The following is a 13,377-nucleotide window of genomic DNA, read 5'->3' on the forward strand; positions in this document are numbered from 1 at the left end:
GCTCGGTCCGCGAAAAGCCAGGGCCCGCCGATCGATTCGATCGGCGGGCTCTGGTCTGCGCGCCTCAGGCGAGGTAGCGGGCGATGCTCTCCGCGACGCAGGCGGGCTTGTCCCGGCCCTCGATCTCGACGGTGACCGTCCGCACGGTCTGCACGCCGCCGGGGATGTCGGTGACGGCGTCGAGGGTGAAGCGCCCACGGATGCGGCTGTCCACCAGCACCGGGTTGATGAACCGAACCTTGTTGAGCCCGTAGTTGATTGCCATGTTCGCGGCGCTGACGGTCATGACCTGCGCGGTCATCGGCACCACCAGTGACAGGGTGAGGAACCCGTGGGCGATGGTGCGCCCGTAGGGTCCGGCGGCCGCGCGGGCGACGTCGACGTGGATCCACTGGTGGTCGTCGGTGGCGTCGGCGAAGGTGTCGATGCGCCGCTGGTCGACAGTGATCCAGTCGCTGACACCGATTTCGGTGCCGGCGGCGGCCCGCAGGCGGTCGAAGTCGCTGAAGTCGATCATGCTGTGTTCCTCCAGCTAGATGTAGCGTTGCTTCAGTTCACGCTTGAGGATCTTGTGGGTGGGCCCCATGGGCAGTTCGGTGACGAACTCGACGCGGCGCGGGTACTTGTACCGCGCCACATGCTCTTTCGCGTAGTCGATGACGTCCTCGGCGGTGAGCGGTCCGGACGGCACGACGACCGCGAGGATCTCCTCGCCGTAGTTCTCGTCCGGCACGCCGATGATCGCCACCTGCGCGATGTTCGGGTGCCGCAGCAGCGCGGCCTCCACCTCGGTCGGGTACACATTGAAGCCGCCGCGGATGATCATCTCCTTGATCCGGTCCACGATGCGCAGATAACCCTGCTCGTCCTTGACGCCGAGGTCGCCGGTCCGGAACCAGCCGTCCACCATGACCTCCGCGGTGGCCTCGGGCTTGCCGGTGTAGCCGCTGAACACATTGTGGCCGCGCACCACGACCTCACCGATGGTGCCGGTCGGCAGGAGTTCGATGCGGTCGCACACCTCGGCGGCGGCGATCTCGACGTCGACGCCCCACACCGGGTGTCCGACGGTGCCGATCTGCGGGCCGAGCAGCGGCTGGTTCACCGTTGCGGTGGGCGAGGTTTCGGACAGGCCGTAGCCCTCGAGGATGTGCGCGCCGTACACCTGCTCGAATTCCTCGATGATGACCGGCGGCATGGCGGCGCCCCCGCTGATGCACAGCCGCAGCTCGGGGAGGTCGGTCCGGCCCTGCGCGGCCTCGAGCAGGCCGTGATACATGGTCGGCACGCCGTGGAAGGTGTTGACGTTCTCCCGGACCATCAGCTCGATGGCCTGTGCGGCATCGAATCTCGGCATGAGCACCAGGGTCGCGCCGAGCCGCCAGTGCGAGTTCATCGACACCGTCTGCCCGAAGACGTGGAACAGCGGCAGCGCGCCGAGCGCGATGTCCTCGCGCTCGACCTCATTGGCGTCGAAGGCATTCACGGTGGCGCACATGACCATATTGAGGTGGCTGAGCTCCGCGCCCTTGGGCCGGCCGGTGGTGCCGCTGGTGTAGAACACGACGGCGGTATCGAGGGGGCTGCGAGCGACGAACGCCGGAATCGCCTGCCCGGACAGGTCTTTCGGGTCGAGACAGTCGATGCCGACGCGGGCGGCGGCTTCCTTGCCGACGGCCTCGACCATGGGGTGGCAGAGCATGACGGTGGCTCCGCTGTCGCGCAGCACGTACTCGGCCTCGTCGGCGGTGAGCAACAGGTGCACCGGCACCACGGTCGCGCCCGCCGCCAGGATGGCGAAGTAGGCACGGGGGAAGTCGGCGGTATTGGGTCCCATGAGCGCGACCCGGTCGCCGGGCCGCACCCCGAGTTCGATGAGCGCACCGGCCTGTTCGCGGGCCTGCCGCCACAGGTCGCGGAAGGTGATGCGCTGCTCGCCCTCGATCAGGGCGATGTGGTCGGGGCGCCGCCACGCCGGTTCGGCGAGGATGCTGGCCAGGGAGAGGGTCGCGTTCATTGGGACCTCGGGTTCGATCGGATCGGCGTTCGGGGCGGCTCGGCCTACAGCCCCATGTCCTTGGCGATGATCATCTTCATGACCTCGCTGGTGCCGCCGTAGATGCGGTTGACGCGGTTGTCGGCGTACAGGCGGGCGACCGGGTATTCGTTGATGAAGCCGTAGCCGCCGTGCAGCTGCAGGCAGCGGTCGATGACGCGGTGCGCGACCTCGGTGCAGAACAGTTTGGCGGAGGCGGCGTCGGCGGGGGTCAGGGTGCCTTCGTCGAGGGCCTCGAGACCGCGGTCGACGACGGCCTCGGCGGCGTCCACCTCGGCCTGGCAGGCGGCCAGCTCGAACTTGGTGTTCTGGAAGCTGGCGACGGGCTGCCCGAAGACATTGCGCTGCCGGGTGTATTCCTTGGCGAAGCGGATGGCGGCCTTGGCCTGGGCGTAGGCGCCGACGGCGATGGACAGACGCTCCTGCGGCAGGTTCTGGCCCAGGTAGGAGAAGCCCTTGTGCTCCTCGCCCAGCAGATCCTCCACCGGCACCTTGACGTCGGTGAAGTTGAGCTCGGCGGTGTCGGAGACCTTGAGGCCCAGCTTGTCCAGCTTGCGGCCGACGCTGTAGCCCGGGGACTTGGTGTCCACCACGAACAGCGAGATGCCGTGGCGGCGATCGGTTTCGCTGGGCGGGGCGGTGCGGGCGCAGACGATGACGCGGTCGGCGAGCACGCCACCGGTGATGAAGGTCTTGGACCCGTTCAGCACGTAGTGCGTGCCGTCCGCGGAAAGCTTTGCGGTGGTGCGCATTCCGGCCAGGTCGGAGCCGGTGCCAGGCTCGGTCATGGCGATGGCGAACATGATCTCGCCGGTGACGAAGCCGGGCAGCCAGCGCTGCTTCTGCTCCTCGGTCGCCAGCTTCTTCAGGTATGGCAGGCACAGCCCCACGTGCACCCCCGAACCGCCGAGATGCACTGCGGCACGGGCGACTTCCTCCATGAGGATGGCCTGGAACTTGAAGGATTCGATGCCCGCGCCGCCGTACTCCTCGGGCACCTCGATGCCGAAGACGCCGAGCTCGGCCAGCTTGTAATAGAACTCGCGCGGCGCGATGCCCGCGGCGTACCACTCCTCGTAGACGGGTACGACCTCGGCCTCGATGAACGCCCGCACGGTCTCGCGGAAGGCGTCGTGGTCGTTGTCGAAAACAGTTCTCTGCATGGTGAAGATCTCTCTCGAGTGGAGGCGGCCCGCGCCGGGGAGCGAATCATCCGGTGCGGACCGAGCTTTCGTGATCAGAGACGGCGTCCGCCGTCGACGTAGATGGTCTGGCCGGTGACGAACGAGGCGTCGTCGGAGACCAGGAAGGAGACGACGTTCGCGATGTCGGCGGGCTCGCCGACCCGGCGCAGCGGCGTGATCTTGGCGGCCTCGGCGCGGAACTCCTCCGGCGAGACGCCCACGCGGGCGGCGGTGGCATCGGTCATCTCGGTGACGATGAAGCCCGGCGCGACGGCGTTGACGTTGATGCCGAACGGACCCAATTCCATTGCGAGCGTGCGGGTCAGGCCCTGGATGCCCATCTTGGCGGCCGAGTAGTTGGCCTGGCCGCGACTGCCCAGCGCGGACACGCTGGAGGTGTTCACGATCTTGCCGGACTTCTGCTTCACCATGTACTTCTGCGCCTCCCGCGAGCACAGGAAGGTGCCCTTCAGGTGCACGGACATGACGATGTCCCAGTCGTCCACGGACATCTTGAACAGCAGGTTGTCGCGCAGCACGCCGGCATTGTTGACCAGCACGTCGACCGAACCCAGTTCCGCGGCAATGCGTTCGAACGCGGCGGCGACCTGTGCCTCGTCGGTGACATTGCAGCCCACCGCGATGGCCTTGCCGCCCTGGGCGGCAATGGCGTCCACGGCATCCTTGCAGGCGGCCTCGTCGAGATCGACGATGGCGACGGCGAAACCGTCGGCGGCCAGGCGGGCGGCGGTGCCCGCGCCGATTCCGCGGGCCGCGCCGGTCACGACTGCGACTTTCGGCATGAGTTGACTCTCCCTGTCCTTGAGAAGTGTTGTCAGAGGAAGGCGTTCACGCCGGTGAGGGCGCGTCCGATGAGCAGTTTCTGGATCTGGCTGGTGCCCTCGTAGAGGGTGAGCACGCGGGCGTCGCGCAGGTACTTCGATACCGGGTACTCGTCGATGTAGCCGTATCCGCCGAACACCTGGATGGCATTGTTGGCGGCCTTCACCGCGGCCTCGCTGGCGAACAGCTTGGCGACCGAGGCCTCGGTGCCGAACGGCTTGCCCTTCCCGACCAGGTCGGCGACCCGCCAGGTGAGCAGCCGCGCCGCCTCGACATCGACGGCGATATCGGAGATGAGTTCCTGGACCAGCTGATAGGAGGCGATCGGCTTGCCGAACTGTTCGCGCTCCCGAGCGTATTTCACGGCGGCCTCCAGGCAGCCGCGCGCGACGCCGACACACCCGGCGGCCACGCCCATGCGGCCCTTGTCCAGGGCGGCCATGGCGATCTTGAAGCCCTGGCCGAGCTCTCCGAGCCGGTTGGCGTCGGGCACCCGGACCTGGTCGAGGACGAGTTCGGCGGTGGCCTGGCCGCGCAGGCCGAGCTTGCCGTTGATCTCGGTGCGCGCGAAGCCGGGGGCCTCGGTGGGCACCAGGAAGGCGGTCACGCCCTTGGGGCCGGGGCCGCCGGTGCGGGCGAAGATGATGGCGACCTCGGCCCAGGTGCCGTTGGTGATGAACATCTTGGTGCCGGAGACCAGCCAATCGTCGCCGTCGGCAACGGCTTTGGTGGTGAGGCTGCCCGCGTCGGAGCCGGTGCCGGGTTCGGTGAGGCCGAAGCAGCCCAGCGACTGCCCGGCGCACAGGCGCGGCAGCCACTCCCGCTTCTGTGTCTCGGTGCCGTAGGTCTTGATCGACTTGGCCACCAGCCCGAGCGAGACGGACACGATGCCGCGCACCGAGCTGTCGCCGCGGCCGAGTTCCTCGAGCAGGACGCAGTAGTCCAGGGCCGTGCCGCCGGAGCCGCCGTACTCCTCCGGGATCTCGATGCCGAGGAAGCCCATCTCACCGAGCTTGCCGACGATCGCGGTATCGACCGCCTCGGCCCGATCCCAGGCGGCGGCGTGCGGAACGACCTCTTTGTCCACCCAGGCCCGGGCCAGATCGCGCAGTTCGCGCTGCGAATCGCCGAGTTCGAAGTCCATGGTTGCGATAGCTCCTAACCAAACGTTGTTAGGTTTATGCCTCGACGTTATCCTAACAGTGTTCGGTTAATCAAGGGCCGAGTGATAAATTCGACGTCCACCGGGGGATCGCTGGGGTCTTCCACCGAAGGAGGTGAGCCGGATGGCCAGGCCGAAGGTGCCGCTGCTGAGCCGCGAACGGATTCGCGACGCGGCCCTGACCCTGATCGACCGCGACGGTCTCGCAGAGCTGTCCATGCGCAAGCTCGCCGCCGAACTGGGTGTTCAGGCCGCCTCCCTGTACACCCACTACCCCACCAAGGACGCCGTCCTCGACGACATCGCGGGCGGTCTCATGGCGAGGGTCGATGCGTCGGCCTTCGACCAGGGCTGGCGCGCCGGCCTCACCTCGTGGGCCCACTCCTACCGCGACGCCCTGGTCCGGCACCCCAATTTCGTCGCCTACCTGGCCGCCGGACCCGGCACCCGCGACGAGAACCTGCGCACCGCCGACGCCGTCCACGGCGGCCTGGTCTCCGCGGGCTGGCCCCCGCGTGACGCCACCATGATCGGCGCGGCCACCCGCTACCTGGTCATGGGCGCCACCATGGGCTCGTTCTCCCGTGGTTTCGTCGACGACGTCCAGGTCTATCGCGACCGCTACCCGCATCTGGAGCAGGCGCATCTGCTGCGCGCCAAGGCCGACGAAATCGATTCCGAGAGTTTCGAATTGGCGCTTTCGTCCTTCGCCGACGGTCTGCAGCTGCGCTTCGACGCCATCGAGAAGGAGCGGGCCCGCCGTCGGCGAACCCGCTCCGGAAGCTCGGAAGCCGACTAGGCGAGGTGCGCTCGCGCGTCCTCGTAACCGGCTTCCCCGGGAGCGTCGGCGGGGCCGTAGATCAGGTGCAGCACACCGGTTTTGAACGGCGTGGCCGACAGCAGCCGCAGCGGGATGGGGGTGCCCTCGTCGAAGAGCCGCAGGCCGTCGCCGCGCAGGGCGATCGGGTGCACGAACAGGTGCAGTTCGTCGATGAGCGCGGCCGCCAGCAGCTGGCGCACGATCGAGGTCGAGCCGCTGAGCGAGATATCGCCGCCCGGTTCCGCCTTCAGGGCGGCCGCGGTCGCGACCAGATCACCGTGGGGCTGCTCGGAATTGCGCCAGGTGAAGTCGAGCTCGCGACGGGAGAACACGATCTTGCGCAGATCACCGAGTGCCTTCGCGAAACCCGCGTCCTCGGCTCCGGCGGCCTCGCGCTCGGGCCAGGCACCCGCGAACGAGTCGTAGGTGACGCGGCCGAACAGCAGGGTGTCGGCGGCGGCGACCAGGGCCGAGACGGCCTCGCCCATCTCGTCGTTGTAGTAGGGGAAGTGCCAGTCCTGCGGGTCGGCGACTATGCCGTCGAGGGAGATGAACAGTCCCGCGGTGATCTTGCGCATCGGTGTGTGCTCCTTGCGAATGGGTTGGTGTGGGCCGCGCGGTTACCCATAGGACGGGGCGACCGTCTCGGATTCATCGGTCGCGCACCCGGATTCCCCGGTGACCGCCGCCCCGCCCCGCCCGGTTCGGGCTGTTCGGGCGGGCCGCTGCCACTGCACTGCCCTTCACCCATTACGCTGTGGCACAACCGAATCCACCGCTCGTACGGTTGGGAACGAGCCTTGGGAGTCTGCGGTGAAGCGCCTTCTTTTCCTGATCATGACGATCGTCGTCGCCGCCTCCACCTATGACTACGGCCGGTCGGCCGGCCACTACGGACTGGTCGTGGTGATGGGCATCGTCCTCACGCTGTTCCTGATCGGGAAGACCATGGAATAGCCGTATCTCCCCCGGAGATGTGACGCGCGAACTGCGCTGCGCAAGTGCGGGATCGATTCAGGCGGAAGCTGCCGATGAGCCCGGGGCGGGCGAAGGGTGGTCCGGGCGCCCGTCGGCTGCCGGGCGCAGTTCGACGCAGCATTCACCGGGGGCAGGGGCCAGGACGGCTTCGACGGTGTTCGCACCCAGACCGTCGACGACGCCGGAGAGGTAGGCGTGGTTGAGGGCGCAGACGAGTTCGGGGGCCGAGGCGGCGAGGGGGTGGAAGGGGCAATTGTGGAGGCGGATGCACGACGGGGTCGGCCGGCCGGGTTCGAAGCCCTGGTCGGACAGTAGGGCTTGGAGGAGGGTGAGGGCGCGTTCGGGGCCGAGGCGGCCGGGTTTGCGGAGGTCGCGTTCGGCGGCGCCGAGGGCGGTGCCGAGCTCGGCGGCGACGCGGACGGCGACGTCGCGGGCGGTCTCGTCCGCGCCCTCGGCGAGGATCGCGCCCATCAGGATTTCGGCCAGGACCTCGTAGCGGCGTTCCGGAATGCTCACGCGCACATCGGTTTCGGCGGGTTCGTAGACCTTGGGGGTGCGACCGACGCGGCGGGGGGCGCCGACGGCCTCGTAGCGGGCGCGCAGCAGGCCGGCGTCGACGAGCTTGTCCAGGTGGAAGGCGGCGAGTTTGCGGGAAATGCCGACCTCGGCGGCGGCCTCGTCGCGGGTGACGGGGCGGCGGGCGCGGCGGATGTACCAGTACATGCCGCGCCGCAGGTCGTCATCGAGGACGGCGACGGCACCGATCGCGGAAGCACTGGTCACGCGACCACAATAGCGCCCATCATATTGACCGAAATGCTTCGGGTACTCGTCCGGCGTGTAGTCCTTGACCTGACCGGGTAATTACGCCAAGAATTATTTCCGAAATTAAAGGCTGGTTGGGAGGTTGACGTGACCGCTGATCCGCAGCAGGCCGAGCCTGATCCGTACCAGGCCAAGCACCCGGTGAGCGCGGCGCTGGCCGGGCCGTACGGCCATCCGTTCCATCCGATCCTGGTCACCGTGCCCATCGGGGCCTGGGTGGCAAGCCTGATCTTCGACCTCGGCTCGCAGGTGGTCGGCGATCCGGAGTTCCTGACGCGCGGCGCCCTGTGGCTGATCGCCATCGGCGTGCTCGGCGCGCTCGCGGCGGCCACCGTCGGATTCCTGGATTTTCTGGCCATTCCGACCGGCACCCCCGCCTTCCGCACCGGCCTGGTCCACCTGAGCCTCAACCTCGCGGTGACCGTCGCCTTCGCACTGGATTTCGTCTGGCGGCGAGCCGAGGGCACGCACGGTGCGGTGCCGTGGGGTCCGCTGCTGCTGTCGGTGGCGGCCCTCGCGACCCTGACCGTATCCGGTTATCTCGGCGGCAAGCTCGCCTATCGCTACGGCGTCCGGGTGGCCGACGAGACCACCCAGGCCACGGGTTTCCAGCGCTGAATACCCCGCACCCTCTCTCGACAGGAGTTGATCATGTCCATCGCGGCACTCATCACCTGGCTGCTCACCGCGGCCGGCGGTTTCGTTCTGCTCGGCACCTGGATCGCCAAAGGCGGTGTCCGGCAACCGAGTTCCAGTCACCTGCCCCCGCCCGTCATCTTCGGCCACTTCCTGCTGGCCGTGGCCGGGCTGGTGCTGTGGATCATCTATCTGGTGATCGGCACCAAGGCCGTCGCCTGGGTCGCCTTCGCGCTGCTGATTCCGGTGGCGCTGCTCGGCTTCTTCATGCTGTTGCGCTGGCTGCCGGTCTACCGGGCCCGGGAGGCCGGTGCCCCGGAGTCCCAACCGGCCGAACGCCACTTCCCCGTCATGGTCGTGGGCGGGCACGGGGTCTTCGCCGTCGTCACCGTGGTGCTGGTCCTGCTCACCGCGCTCGGCGTCGGCGCGAGCTGACCCGAGCGACGAGCCGGCCCCGGAAAAAGCGCGGGCCCCGAGCCGGAATCGACTCGGGGCCCGGGGCTTTCGCGGGTTACTTCAGGCGGAGGCTGCCGAAGAGGCCATCCTTCTCGTCATTGGGGCCCGCGGTGAAGTACAGGGCGTCGGCGTCGCCGAGGCTCTCGCCGTTACCGAACATGAGGCCCCAGAGACCCTCGATCTCGGCGGGCTTGCCGTCGGCGTCGCGCAGGTAGTCGACGAACTTGCCGGACTGGTCGTCGAGGGCCAGGATGTGGCCCGCGCCGCCGAAGTTGCCGACCAGCAGCTTGCCCGACAGCGGGCCGAAGCCCTCCGGGGCGATGGTGACGGCCCACGGCGCGTTGAGGCGGCCGTCGGCGTCGAGGGTGCGAACGAGCTTGCCGTTCTTGTCGAATTCAGCGACCTGGCCCTTCTTGGCCTTGTTACCGGCGTTCTTCTCCTGGTCCTTGTCGAGTTTGTCCTCTTCGCCGGCCTTCAGCTTGTTCGGGTCGCCGCCCTCGGACTGGGTGACGGCGTAGGTGACGAAGACGCGGTCGCCGATGGTGGCGACATTGAAGGGGGCCGGGTCGCCGACCTTCAGCTTCTTGCCCTTGGACGCGTCGGCCGGGTCGATGGCGTCACCGGTGGCGAAGGGGTTGGCGAAACCGGTGGTGGGCACCAGCTTCCAGTCCTTGTCGAAGGTGCGGACCTGCGGGTCCTTGCCGAAGTCGGCGGCCAGCAGCTTGGAACCGGACGGGTCCAGGGCGATGCCCTTGAACTTCATACCCGCGGCGGTGCCGTCGTATTCGAGCACGGCCGGGCCGTCGTGGCGCACGATGGCGCCACCCGCGCCCTGCTCGGTCCAGCCGGAGATCTTGCCGGAGTCGGTGGCGAAGATGAATCGCGCGGAGCCGGTGAGCTTCTCGTCCTTGCCGTCGTAGCTGACCGGCTGGTCCTTCACCGCGAAGATGTCGGAGGTGATGAGGGCCGGGTTGAAGACGACGCCGGTGGTCTTGCCTTCGCTGTCGTCGCCGTCGTCGTCCGGGATGGAGTCCGCGCCCGGGATGGTGACCAGCTTCAGCGGGTCCTGGAACATCTTCTGGTACTTGGCATCCGCCGACTTGGTGGTGTCACCGACGAACTGGAAGGAGTAACCGCCCGCGCCGACCCAGAAGTGCCCGCCCGCGCCCTTGGGACGGTTCGCGATGCCCCAGGCGTTGATGAAGTTCGGGAAGGTGAACTGCGCCTTGTCGTCCGCCTTGTTGGAGGCGATATTGACCTGGGCGTAATGGTTTCCGTCGAGCGCCTTCACGTCGTCGCTTGCCGACTTCGTATTGCTGCATGCCGCCGCGACGACCAGCGCTGCGCCCAGTGCCGACACGCGCAGCAGGGTCTTGCGCACCGGCGGCATGCCGCTCGAGCGTCCGTTCATTTCAGGTCCTTCCAGCAAACGCCCAGGTGCGGCGTTAGGTGATGCTAACCATAGCTGGAGGAATCGACGGGGTCGTTAGGGGACCCTCATTTTCATTCGAGAACAAGATTTCCGCTGGTCCAGGGCGCAGTGAGCAGTTTTCGGGCGGTCTCGGAGCCGTCCAGGGCCCGGGTGATCCGCTGCGCGATCCGCCAGCCATCGGAAGTGCGGACCAGGCGGAAGTGATTCGCCCCCGCCCGCCACACGAAGAATCCGCCGTCCCGCCGCCGTACCAGCAGCGACTCGCACACCGCCGCCGCGGTGTCCCCGTCCACGGTGACGGACACCGGGCCCAGGAAGTGCGCCGACCCGGCGGCGATGAGCGATTGGTGCGCCTGCGATTCGACCATGTCGCGGACCTCCCCGCGATCGCGCATGTGCCAGCCCTCGACGTCGTATTCGCCGTCCTCGGTCCACAATTCGGCGACCGCCTCGGCGGCCCCGGCATCGACCAGGGGCCCGTAGGAGGCGATCAGACGGGTGATGGCGAGCTCGTCCTCGACCCGGCGCAGCCGGTCCTCGAGCACGGCGAGACGCTCTTCGATCATGGAAATCCTTCTGCTACAGGAGATTACGGTCGACCAGATCGCGCAACGCGGCGAGCTGATCACAGTAGTGGGCGGCGCCGATGGCCCGGACCGTGCAGGTGAGGTGGGTCGCCCCGGCCGCCCGCAGCGCTGCCAGCCGGCGCAGGGAATCCTCGGCGTTCCCTTGCGGATCCAGCGGCACACCGGGTGAGAGCACCACATCGAAACCGTCGGGCACGGTCACCGTGGCGAGCAGGTCCGCGATCCGGTCCGCGGGCAGGCCGAACGGCACCCAGCCGGTGCCGAGCGACACCGCGCGGCGCAGCGATCGGCGAGTGCGCCCACCCACCCAGATCGGCACGGTGGTGGCGGTGGCGTGCGGCTCCAGCACGAAGCCTTCGACATCGCGGCGACCCCAGGCCCGGCGCAATCGGGTCAGCGCCGCATCGCCCCGCGCGCCCCGGTCCTCCCAGGCCGCGCCGAGCAGGGCGAATTCCTCTGCGAGAGAGCCCACTCCGACCCCGAGCACCACCCGGCCGCCGCTGAGCCGGTCCAGGGTGCCGTAGCTCTTGGCCAGCGCCAGCGGATGGTGGTAGCCGAGCACCAGCACCGAGGTGGCGAGCCGGATCCGGGTGGTGCGCGCCGCCAGGTACGACAGGGTCGCCAGCGGATCCCAATAGGTCGCGCCGCGCACCGCGGCGGCCGCCGCCGGCACACCGACGTGGTCGGAGCAGGTGAGGTGGTCGAAGCCGAGTTCATCGGCGGCCGTGGCGATCCGGGTGAGTTCCTCGGGGCCCGCGACGGCCTCCCAGGGCGAGGCGATGCCGGGCACCTGCACCACGATCGGCGTGGACAGACCGAGCCGGATACTCATCGTGCCACCCGTTCCGGCAGACCCATGAGCCGCCGCATGCCCTTGTCGGCCCGCAGCACCGCGGCGGCCCGGTCCGGGTCATTGCGCTGGGCGGCTCCCGCCTCGTTGCCGGACATGATGTGTACCGGCCCGTGCCCGAGCCGCGAAAGCCCTTCGCGCGCCACGTCATCGGGTTCGGACACCGTCATTCCCGGCACGGTGAAGTCGAGCCCGACCCGTTCCATGGCGGGTGTCCGGGTCACGCCGAGCACCAGTTCGAGCACATCCACCCCGTATTCGCCGAGCTCCAGCCACAGGCTCTCGGCGAAGATCCGCCCGAACGCCTTGACCCCGCCGTACACGGTGTGATGCTGCGAGCCCAGGTACCCCGCGAGCGATCCGACCAGCAGAATCCCGCCCCGCCCACGCGTTTTCATGGCGCGCCCGAAGTGGTGGATCAGCCCGAGCGGCACGGTGAGATTCAGATCGATGACCCGCTGAAAGGCGTCCAGATCCCCGTCCACGAACGGTGCACTGTGCGTATTCGCGCCCGCATTGAGCATCAGCAGTCCGACCTCGACATCGTCCACCGCCGCCGCGATCTCCCCCACCGCGCCGGGCGCGGTCAAATCCAGTGCCAGCGTGCGCACCTGGACGCCCAGCGCCCGGCACTCGGCGGCCGTCGCGGCGAGCGGTTCGGCCCGCCGCGCCACCAGCAGTAGTGCGATCCCGACTCGCGCCAGCTCCAGCGCGAACGACCGCCCAACCCCCTCCGATCCCCCGGTGATGACCGCCCACGGCCCATACCGCTCCGGATCGACCGGGCGCTGCGGATCCTCACCGTTCATCGCGGACTTCCTCACCTGTGAGAATGAACTCGGCATCCTCCAGTTCTACAAACTTCCGACCAGAAAAACTAGAGTGAATTCTAGTTTTCCGACAGAAGATGAGGCCATGCCGCGAATTCCGGAGTCCCGCACCCCCGGCCGGGTATCGACCGCCCGCCAGCTCGAGCGCCAGCGCGCGATCCTCCGCGCCGCCGCTCGCCTGGGTGCCGAGCACGGCTTGGACGGCGTGCAGATGAGCGAGGTCGCCCAGACCGCCGGGGTAGCCCTGGGCACCCTGTACCGCTACTACCCCTCCAAGCACCACCTGTTCGCGGGCGTCCTGGATCGCGCGATCCGCGAAATGCCCAGTCCCGCCCACGTTCCCGCCGACCCGGTCGCCGGCGCGACCGAATTCCTGGGCACCGCCATCGGCGAACTGCTCCGCCATCCCCGTCTCGCCCGCGCAATGCTGGTGTCCATGAACGCGGTCCGAGCCGAAGACCCCGCCCCCGCCAGCCCCCTGGCCCAGGACTACGCCATGCCCGACCGCGTCCTCACCGCCGCCGCAATCCCCCACCCCACCCCCGAGGACCACCGCCTCGCCCGCCTCCTCGAACAATGCGTCTTCGGCATCCTCACCTGGACCACCGCGGGCCGCCTCACCACCGACCAAGCCCTCTCCGACATCCACCGGGCCTGCGAACTTCTCCTCGCCCCCTGGCGATCGGCGCACTAGCCGACATCCCGACACCGGGCCGCC

16 protein-coding genes are annotated in these 13,377 nt (G+C 68.5%); 5 read left to right on the forward strand and 11 right to left on the reverse strand.

Translation table 11 applies throughout. The annotated features are described in order from the left end of the window. Positions 1-64: 64 nt before the first annotated feature. The 5 genes from ACIRRA_RS18390 to ACIRRA_RS18410 all read right to left on the reverse strand — a co-directional run bounded on the left by ACIRRA_RS18390 (position 65) and on the right by ACIRRA_RS18410 (position 5,227). Positions 65-517: a MaoC family dehydratase gene (locus ACIRRA_RS18390; protein WP_402769087.1), complete on the reverse strand. Its 453-nt coding sequence runs from the start codon at positions 515-517 to the stop codon at positions 65-67. A 15-nt stretch (positions 518-532) separates the two neighbouring features. Further along, positions 533-2,017, reverse strand: a complete 1,485-nt coding sequence (locus tag ACIRRA_RS18395; RefSeq protein WP_402769090.1) for a long-chain fatty acid--CoA ligase — start codon at positions 2,015-2,017, stop codon at positions 533-535. A gap of 44 nt (positions 2,018-2,061) precedes the next feature. Beyond that, positions 2,062-3,219: an acyl-CoA dehydrogenase family protein gene (locus ACIRRA_RS18400; RefSeq protein ID WP_402769093.1), complete on the reverse strand. Its 1,158-nt coding sequence runs from the start codon at positions 3,217-3,219 to the stop codon at positions 2,062-2,064. 74 nt (positions 3,220-3,293) lie between these two features. Further along, positions 3,294-4,043 carry a 3-oxoacyl-ACP reductase FabG gene (fabG, locus tag ACIRRA_RS18405; RefSeq protein ID WP_402769096.1) on the reverse strand — a complete coding sequence of 250 codons (750 nt, stop codon included), beginning with the start codon at positions 4,041-4,043 and terminating at the stop codon, positions 3,294-3,296. Between the two features lie 32 nt (positions 4,044-4,075). Continuing rightward, a complete protein-coding gene (locus ACIRRA_RS18410; protein ID WP_402769099.1) occupies positions 4,076-5,227 on the reverse strand; it encodes an acyl-CoA dehydrogenase family protein in 1,152 nt (383 codons plus the stop codon). A 142-nt stretch (positions 5,228-5,369) separates the two neighbouring features. Between ACIRRA_RS18410 and ACIRRA_RS18415 the strand changes: the two genes are divergently transcribed. Further along, positions 5,370-6,044: a TetR/AcrR family transcriptional regulator gene (locus ACIRRA_RS18415; RefSeq protein ID WP_402769101.1), complete on the forward strand. Its 675-nt coding sequence runs from the start codon at positions 5,370-5,372 to the stop codon at positions 6,042-6,044. Here the strand turns inward: ACIRRA_RS18415 and ACIRRA_RS18420 are convergent. Further along, complete coding sequence (locus ACIRRA_RS18420; RefSeq protein ID WP_402769103.1) at positions 6,041-6,643, reverse strand: dihydrofolate reductase family protein; 603 nt, start codon at positions 6,641-6,643, stop codon at positions 6,041-6,043. The genes ACIRRA_RS18415 and ACIRRA_RS18420 overlap by 4 nt on opposite strands. 235 nt (positions 6,644-6,878) lie before the next feature. On the opposite strand from ACIRRA_RS18420, the gene ACIRRA_RS18425 reads away from it, so the two are divergent. Beyond that, a complete protein-coding gene (locus ACIRRA_RS18425; RefSeq protein ID WP_357005339.1) occupies positions 6,879-7,022 on the forward strand; it encodes a hypothetical protein in 144 nt (47 codons plus the stop codon). Positions 7,023-7,079: 57 nt separating this feature from the next. Here the strand turns inward: ACIRRA_RS18425 and ACIRRA_RS18430 are convergent, their stop codons facing one another. Next, positions 7,080-7,826 carry a helix-turn-helix transcriptional regulator gene (locus ACIRRA_RS18430; RefSeq protein ID WP_402769106.1) on the reverse strand — a complete coding sequence of 249 codons (747 nt, stop codon included), beginning with the start codon at positions 7,824-7,826 and terminating at the stop codon, positions 7,080-7,082. A gap of 129 nt (positions 7,827-7,955) precedes the next feature. Here ACIRRA_RS18430 and ACIRRA_RS18435 point away from each other — a divergent pair, with 129 nt between their 5' ends. Then, positions 7,956-8,486 carry a DUF2231 domain-containing protein gene (locus tag ACIRRA_RS18435; RefSeq protein ID WP_402769108.1) on the forward strand — a complete coding sequence of 177 codons (531 nt, stop codon included), beginning with the start codon at positions 7,956-7,958 and terminating at the stop codon, positions 8,484-8,486. Between the two features lie 33 nt (positions 8,487-8,519). Continuing rightward, a complete protein-coding gene (locus tag ACIRRA_RS18440) occupies positions 8,520-8,939 on the forward strand; it encodes a hypothetical protein (protein ID WP_402769111.1) in 420 nt (139 codons plus the stop codon). A 76-nt stretch (positions 8,940-9,015) separates the two neighbouring features. Here ACIRRA_RS18440 and ACIRRA_RS18445 read toward each other — a convergent pair whose 3' ends face one another. The 4 genes from ACIRRA_RS18445 to ACIRRA_RS18460 all read right to left on the reverse strand — a co-directional run bounded on the left by ACIRRA_RS18445 (position 9,016) and on the right by ACIRRA_RS18460 (position 12,638). Further along, positions 9,016-10,371 carry a TIGR03118 family protein gene (locus ACIRRA_RS18445; protein ID WP_402769114.1) on the reverse strand — a complete coding sequence of 452 codons (1,356 nt, stop codon included), beginning with the start codon at positions 10,369-10,371 and terminating at the stop codon, positions 9,016-9,018. A gap of 92 nt (positions 10,372-10,463) precedes the next feature. Then, on the reverse strand, positions 10,464-10,958 hold the full coding sequence (locus ACIRRA_RS18450) for a nuclear transport factor 2 family protein (protein WP_402769117.1): 495 nt from the start codon (positions 10,956-10,958) through the stop codon (positions 10,464-10,466). A 13-nt stretch (positions 10,959-10,971) separates the two neighbouring features. Further along, positions 10,972-11,805: a TIGR03619 family F420-dependent LLM class oxidoreductase gene (locus ACIRRA_RS18455; protein ID WP_402769308.1), complete on the reverse strand. Its 834-nt coding sequence runs from the start codon at positions 11,803-11,805 to the stop codon at positions 10,972-10,974. Between the two features lie 2 nt (positions 11,806-11,807). Beyond that, a complete protein-coding gene (locus ACIRRA_RS18460; protein WP_402769119.1) occupies positions 11,808-12,638 on the reverse strand; it encodes an SDR family NAD(P)-dependent oxidoreductase in 831 nt (276 codons plus the stop codon). 106 nt (positions 12,639-12,744) lie between these two features. Here ACIRRA_RS18460 and ACIRRA_RS18465 point away from each other — a divergent pair, with 106 nt between their 5' ends. Then, positions 12,745-13,353 (forward strand): TetR family transcriptional regulator, encoded by a 609-nt coding sequence (locus ACIRRA_RS18465; RefSeq protein ID WP_402769122.1) that lies wholly within the window; start codon positions 12,745-12,747, stop codon positions 13,351-13,353. The last annotated feature ends 24 nt before the right edge of the window (positions 13,354-13,377 follow it).

The sequence above is a fragment of the Nocardia sp. NPDC101769 genome (genome assembly GCF_044766925.1).
GTDB lineage: Bacteria > Actinomycetota > Actinomycetes > Mycobacteriales > Mycobacteriaceae > Nocardia.

Coding starts and splice junctions, on each gene's coding strand:
- ACIRRA_RS18390 (WP_402769087.1), bottom strand. CDS start 517: ATGATCGACTTCAGCGACTTCGACCGCCTGCGGGCCGCCGCCGGCACC.
- ACIRRA_RS18395 (WP_402769090.1), bottom strand. CDS start 2,017: ATGAACGCGACCCTCTCCCTGGCCAGCATCCTCGCCGAACCGGCGTGG.
- ACIRRA_RS18400 (WP_402769093.1), bottom strand. CDS start 3,219: ATGCAGAGAACTGTTTTCGACAACGACCACGACGCCTTCCGCGAGACC.
- fabG (WP_402769096.1), bottom strand. CDS start 4,043: ATGCCGAAAGTCGCAGTCGTGACCGGCGCGGCCCGCGGAATCGGCGCG.
- ACIRRA_RS18410 (WP_402769099.1), bottom strand. CDS start 5,227: ATGGACTTCGAACTCGGCGATTCGCAGCGCGAACTGCGCGATCTGGCC.
- ACIRRA_RS18415 (WP_402769101.1), top strand. CDS start 5,370: ATGGCCAGGCCGAAGGTGCCGCTGCTGAGCCGCGAACGGATTCGCGAC.
- ACIRRA_RS18420 (WP_402769103.1), bottom strand. CDS start 6,643: ATGCGCAAGATCACCGCGGGACTGTTCATCTCCCTCGACGGCATAGTC.
- ACIRRA_RS18440 (WP_402769111.1), top strand. CDS start 8,520: ATGTCCATCGCGGCACTCATCACCTGGCTGCTCACCGCGGCCGGCGGT.
- ACIRRA_RS18445 (WP_402769114.1), bottom strand. CDS start 10,371: ATGAACGGACGCTCGAGCGGCATGCCGCCGGTGCGCAAGACCCTGCTG.
- ACIRRA_RS18450 (WP_402769117.1), bottom strand. CDS start 10,958: ATGATCGAAGAGCGTCTCGCCGTGCTCGAGGACCGGCTGCGCCGGGTC.
- ACIRRA_RS18460 (WP_402769119.1), bottom strand. CDS start 12,638: ATGAACGGTGAGGATCCGCAGCGCCCGGTCGATCCGGAGCGGTATGGG.
- ACIRRA_RS18465 (WP_402769122.1), top strand. CDS start 12,745: ATGCCGCGAATTCCGGAGTCCCGCACCCCCGGCCGGGTATCGACCGCC.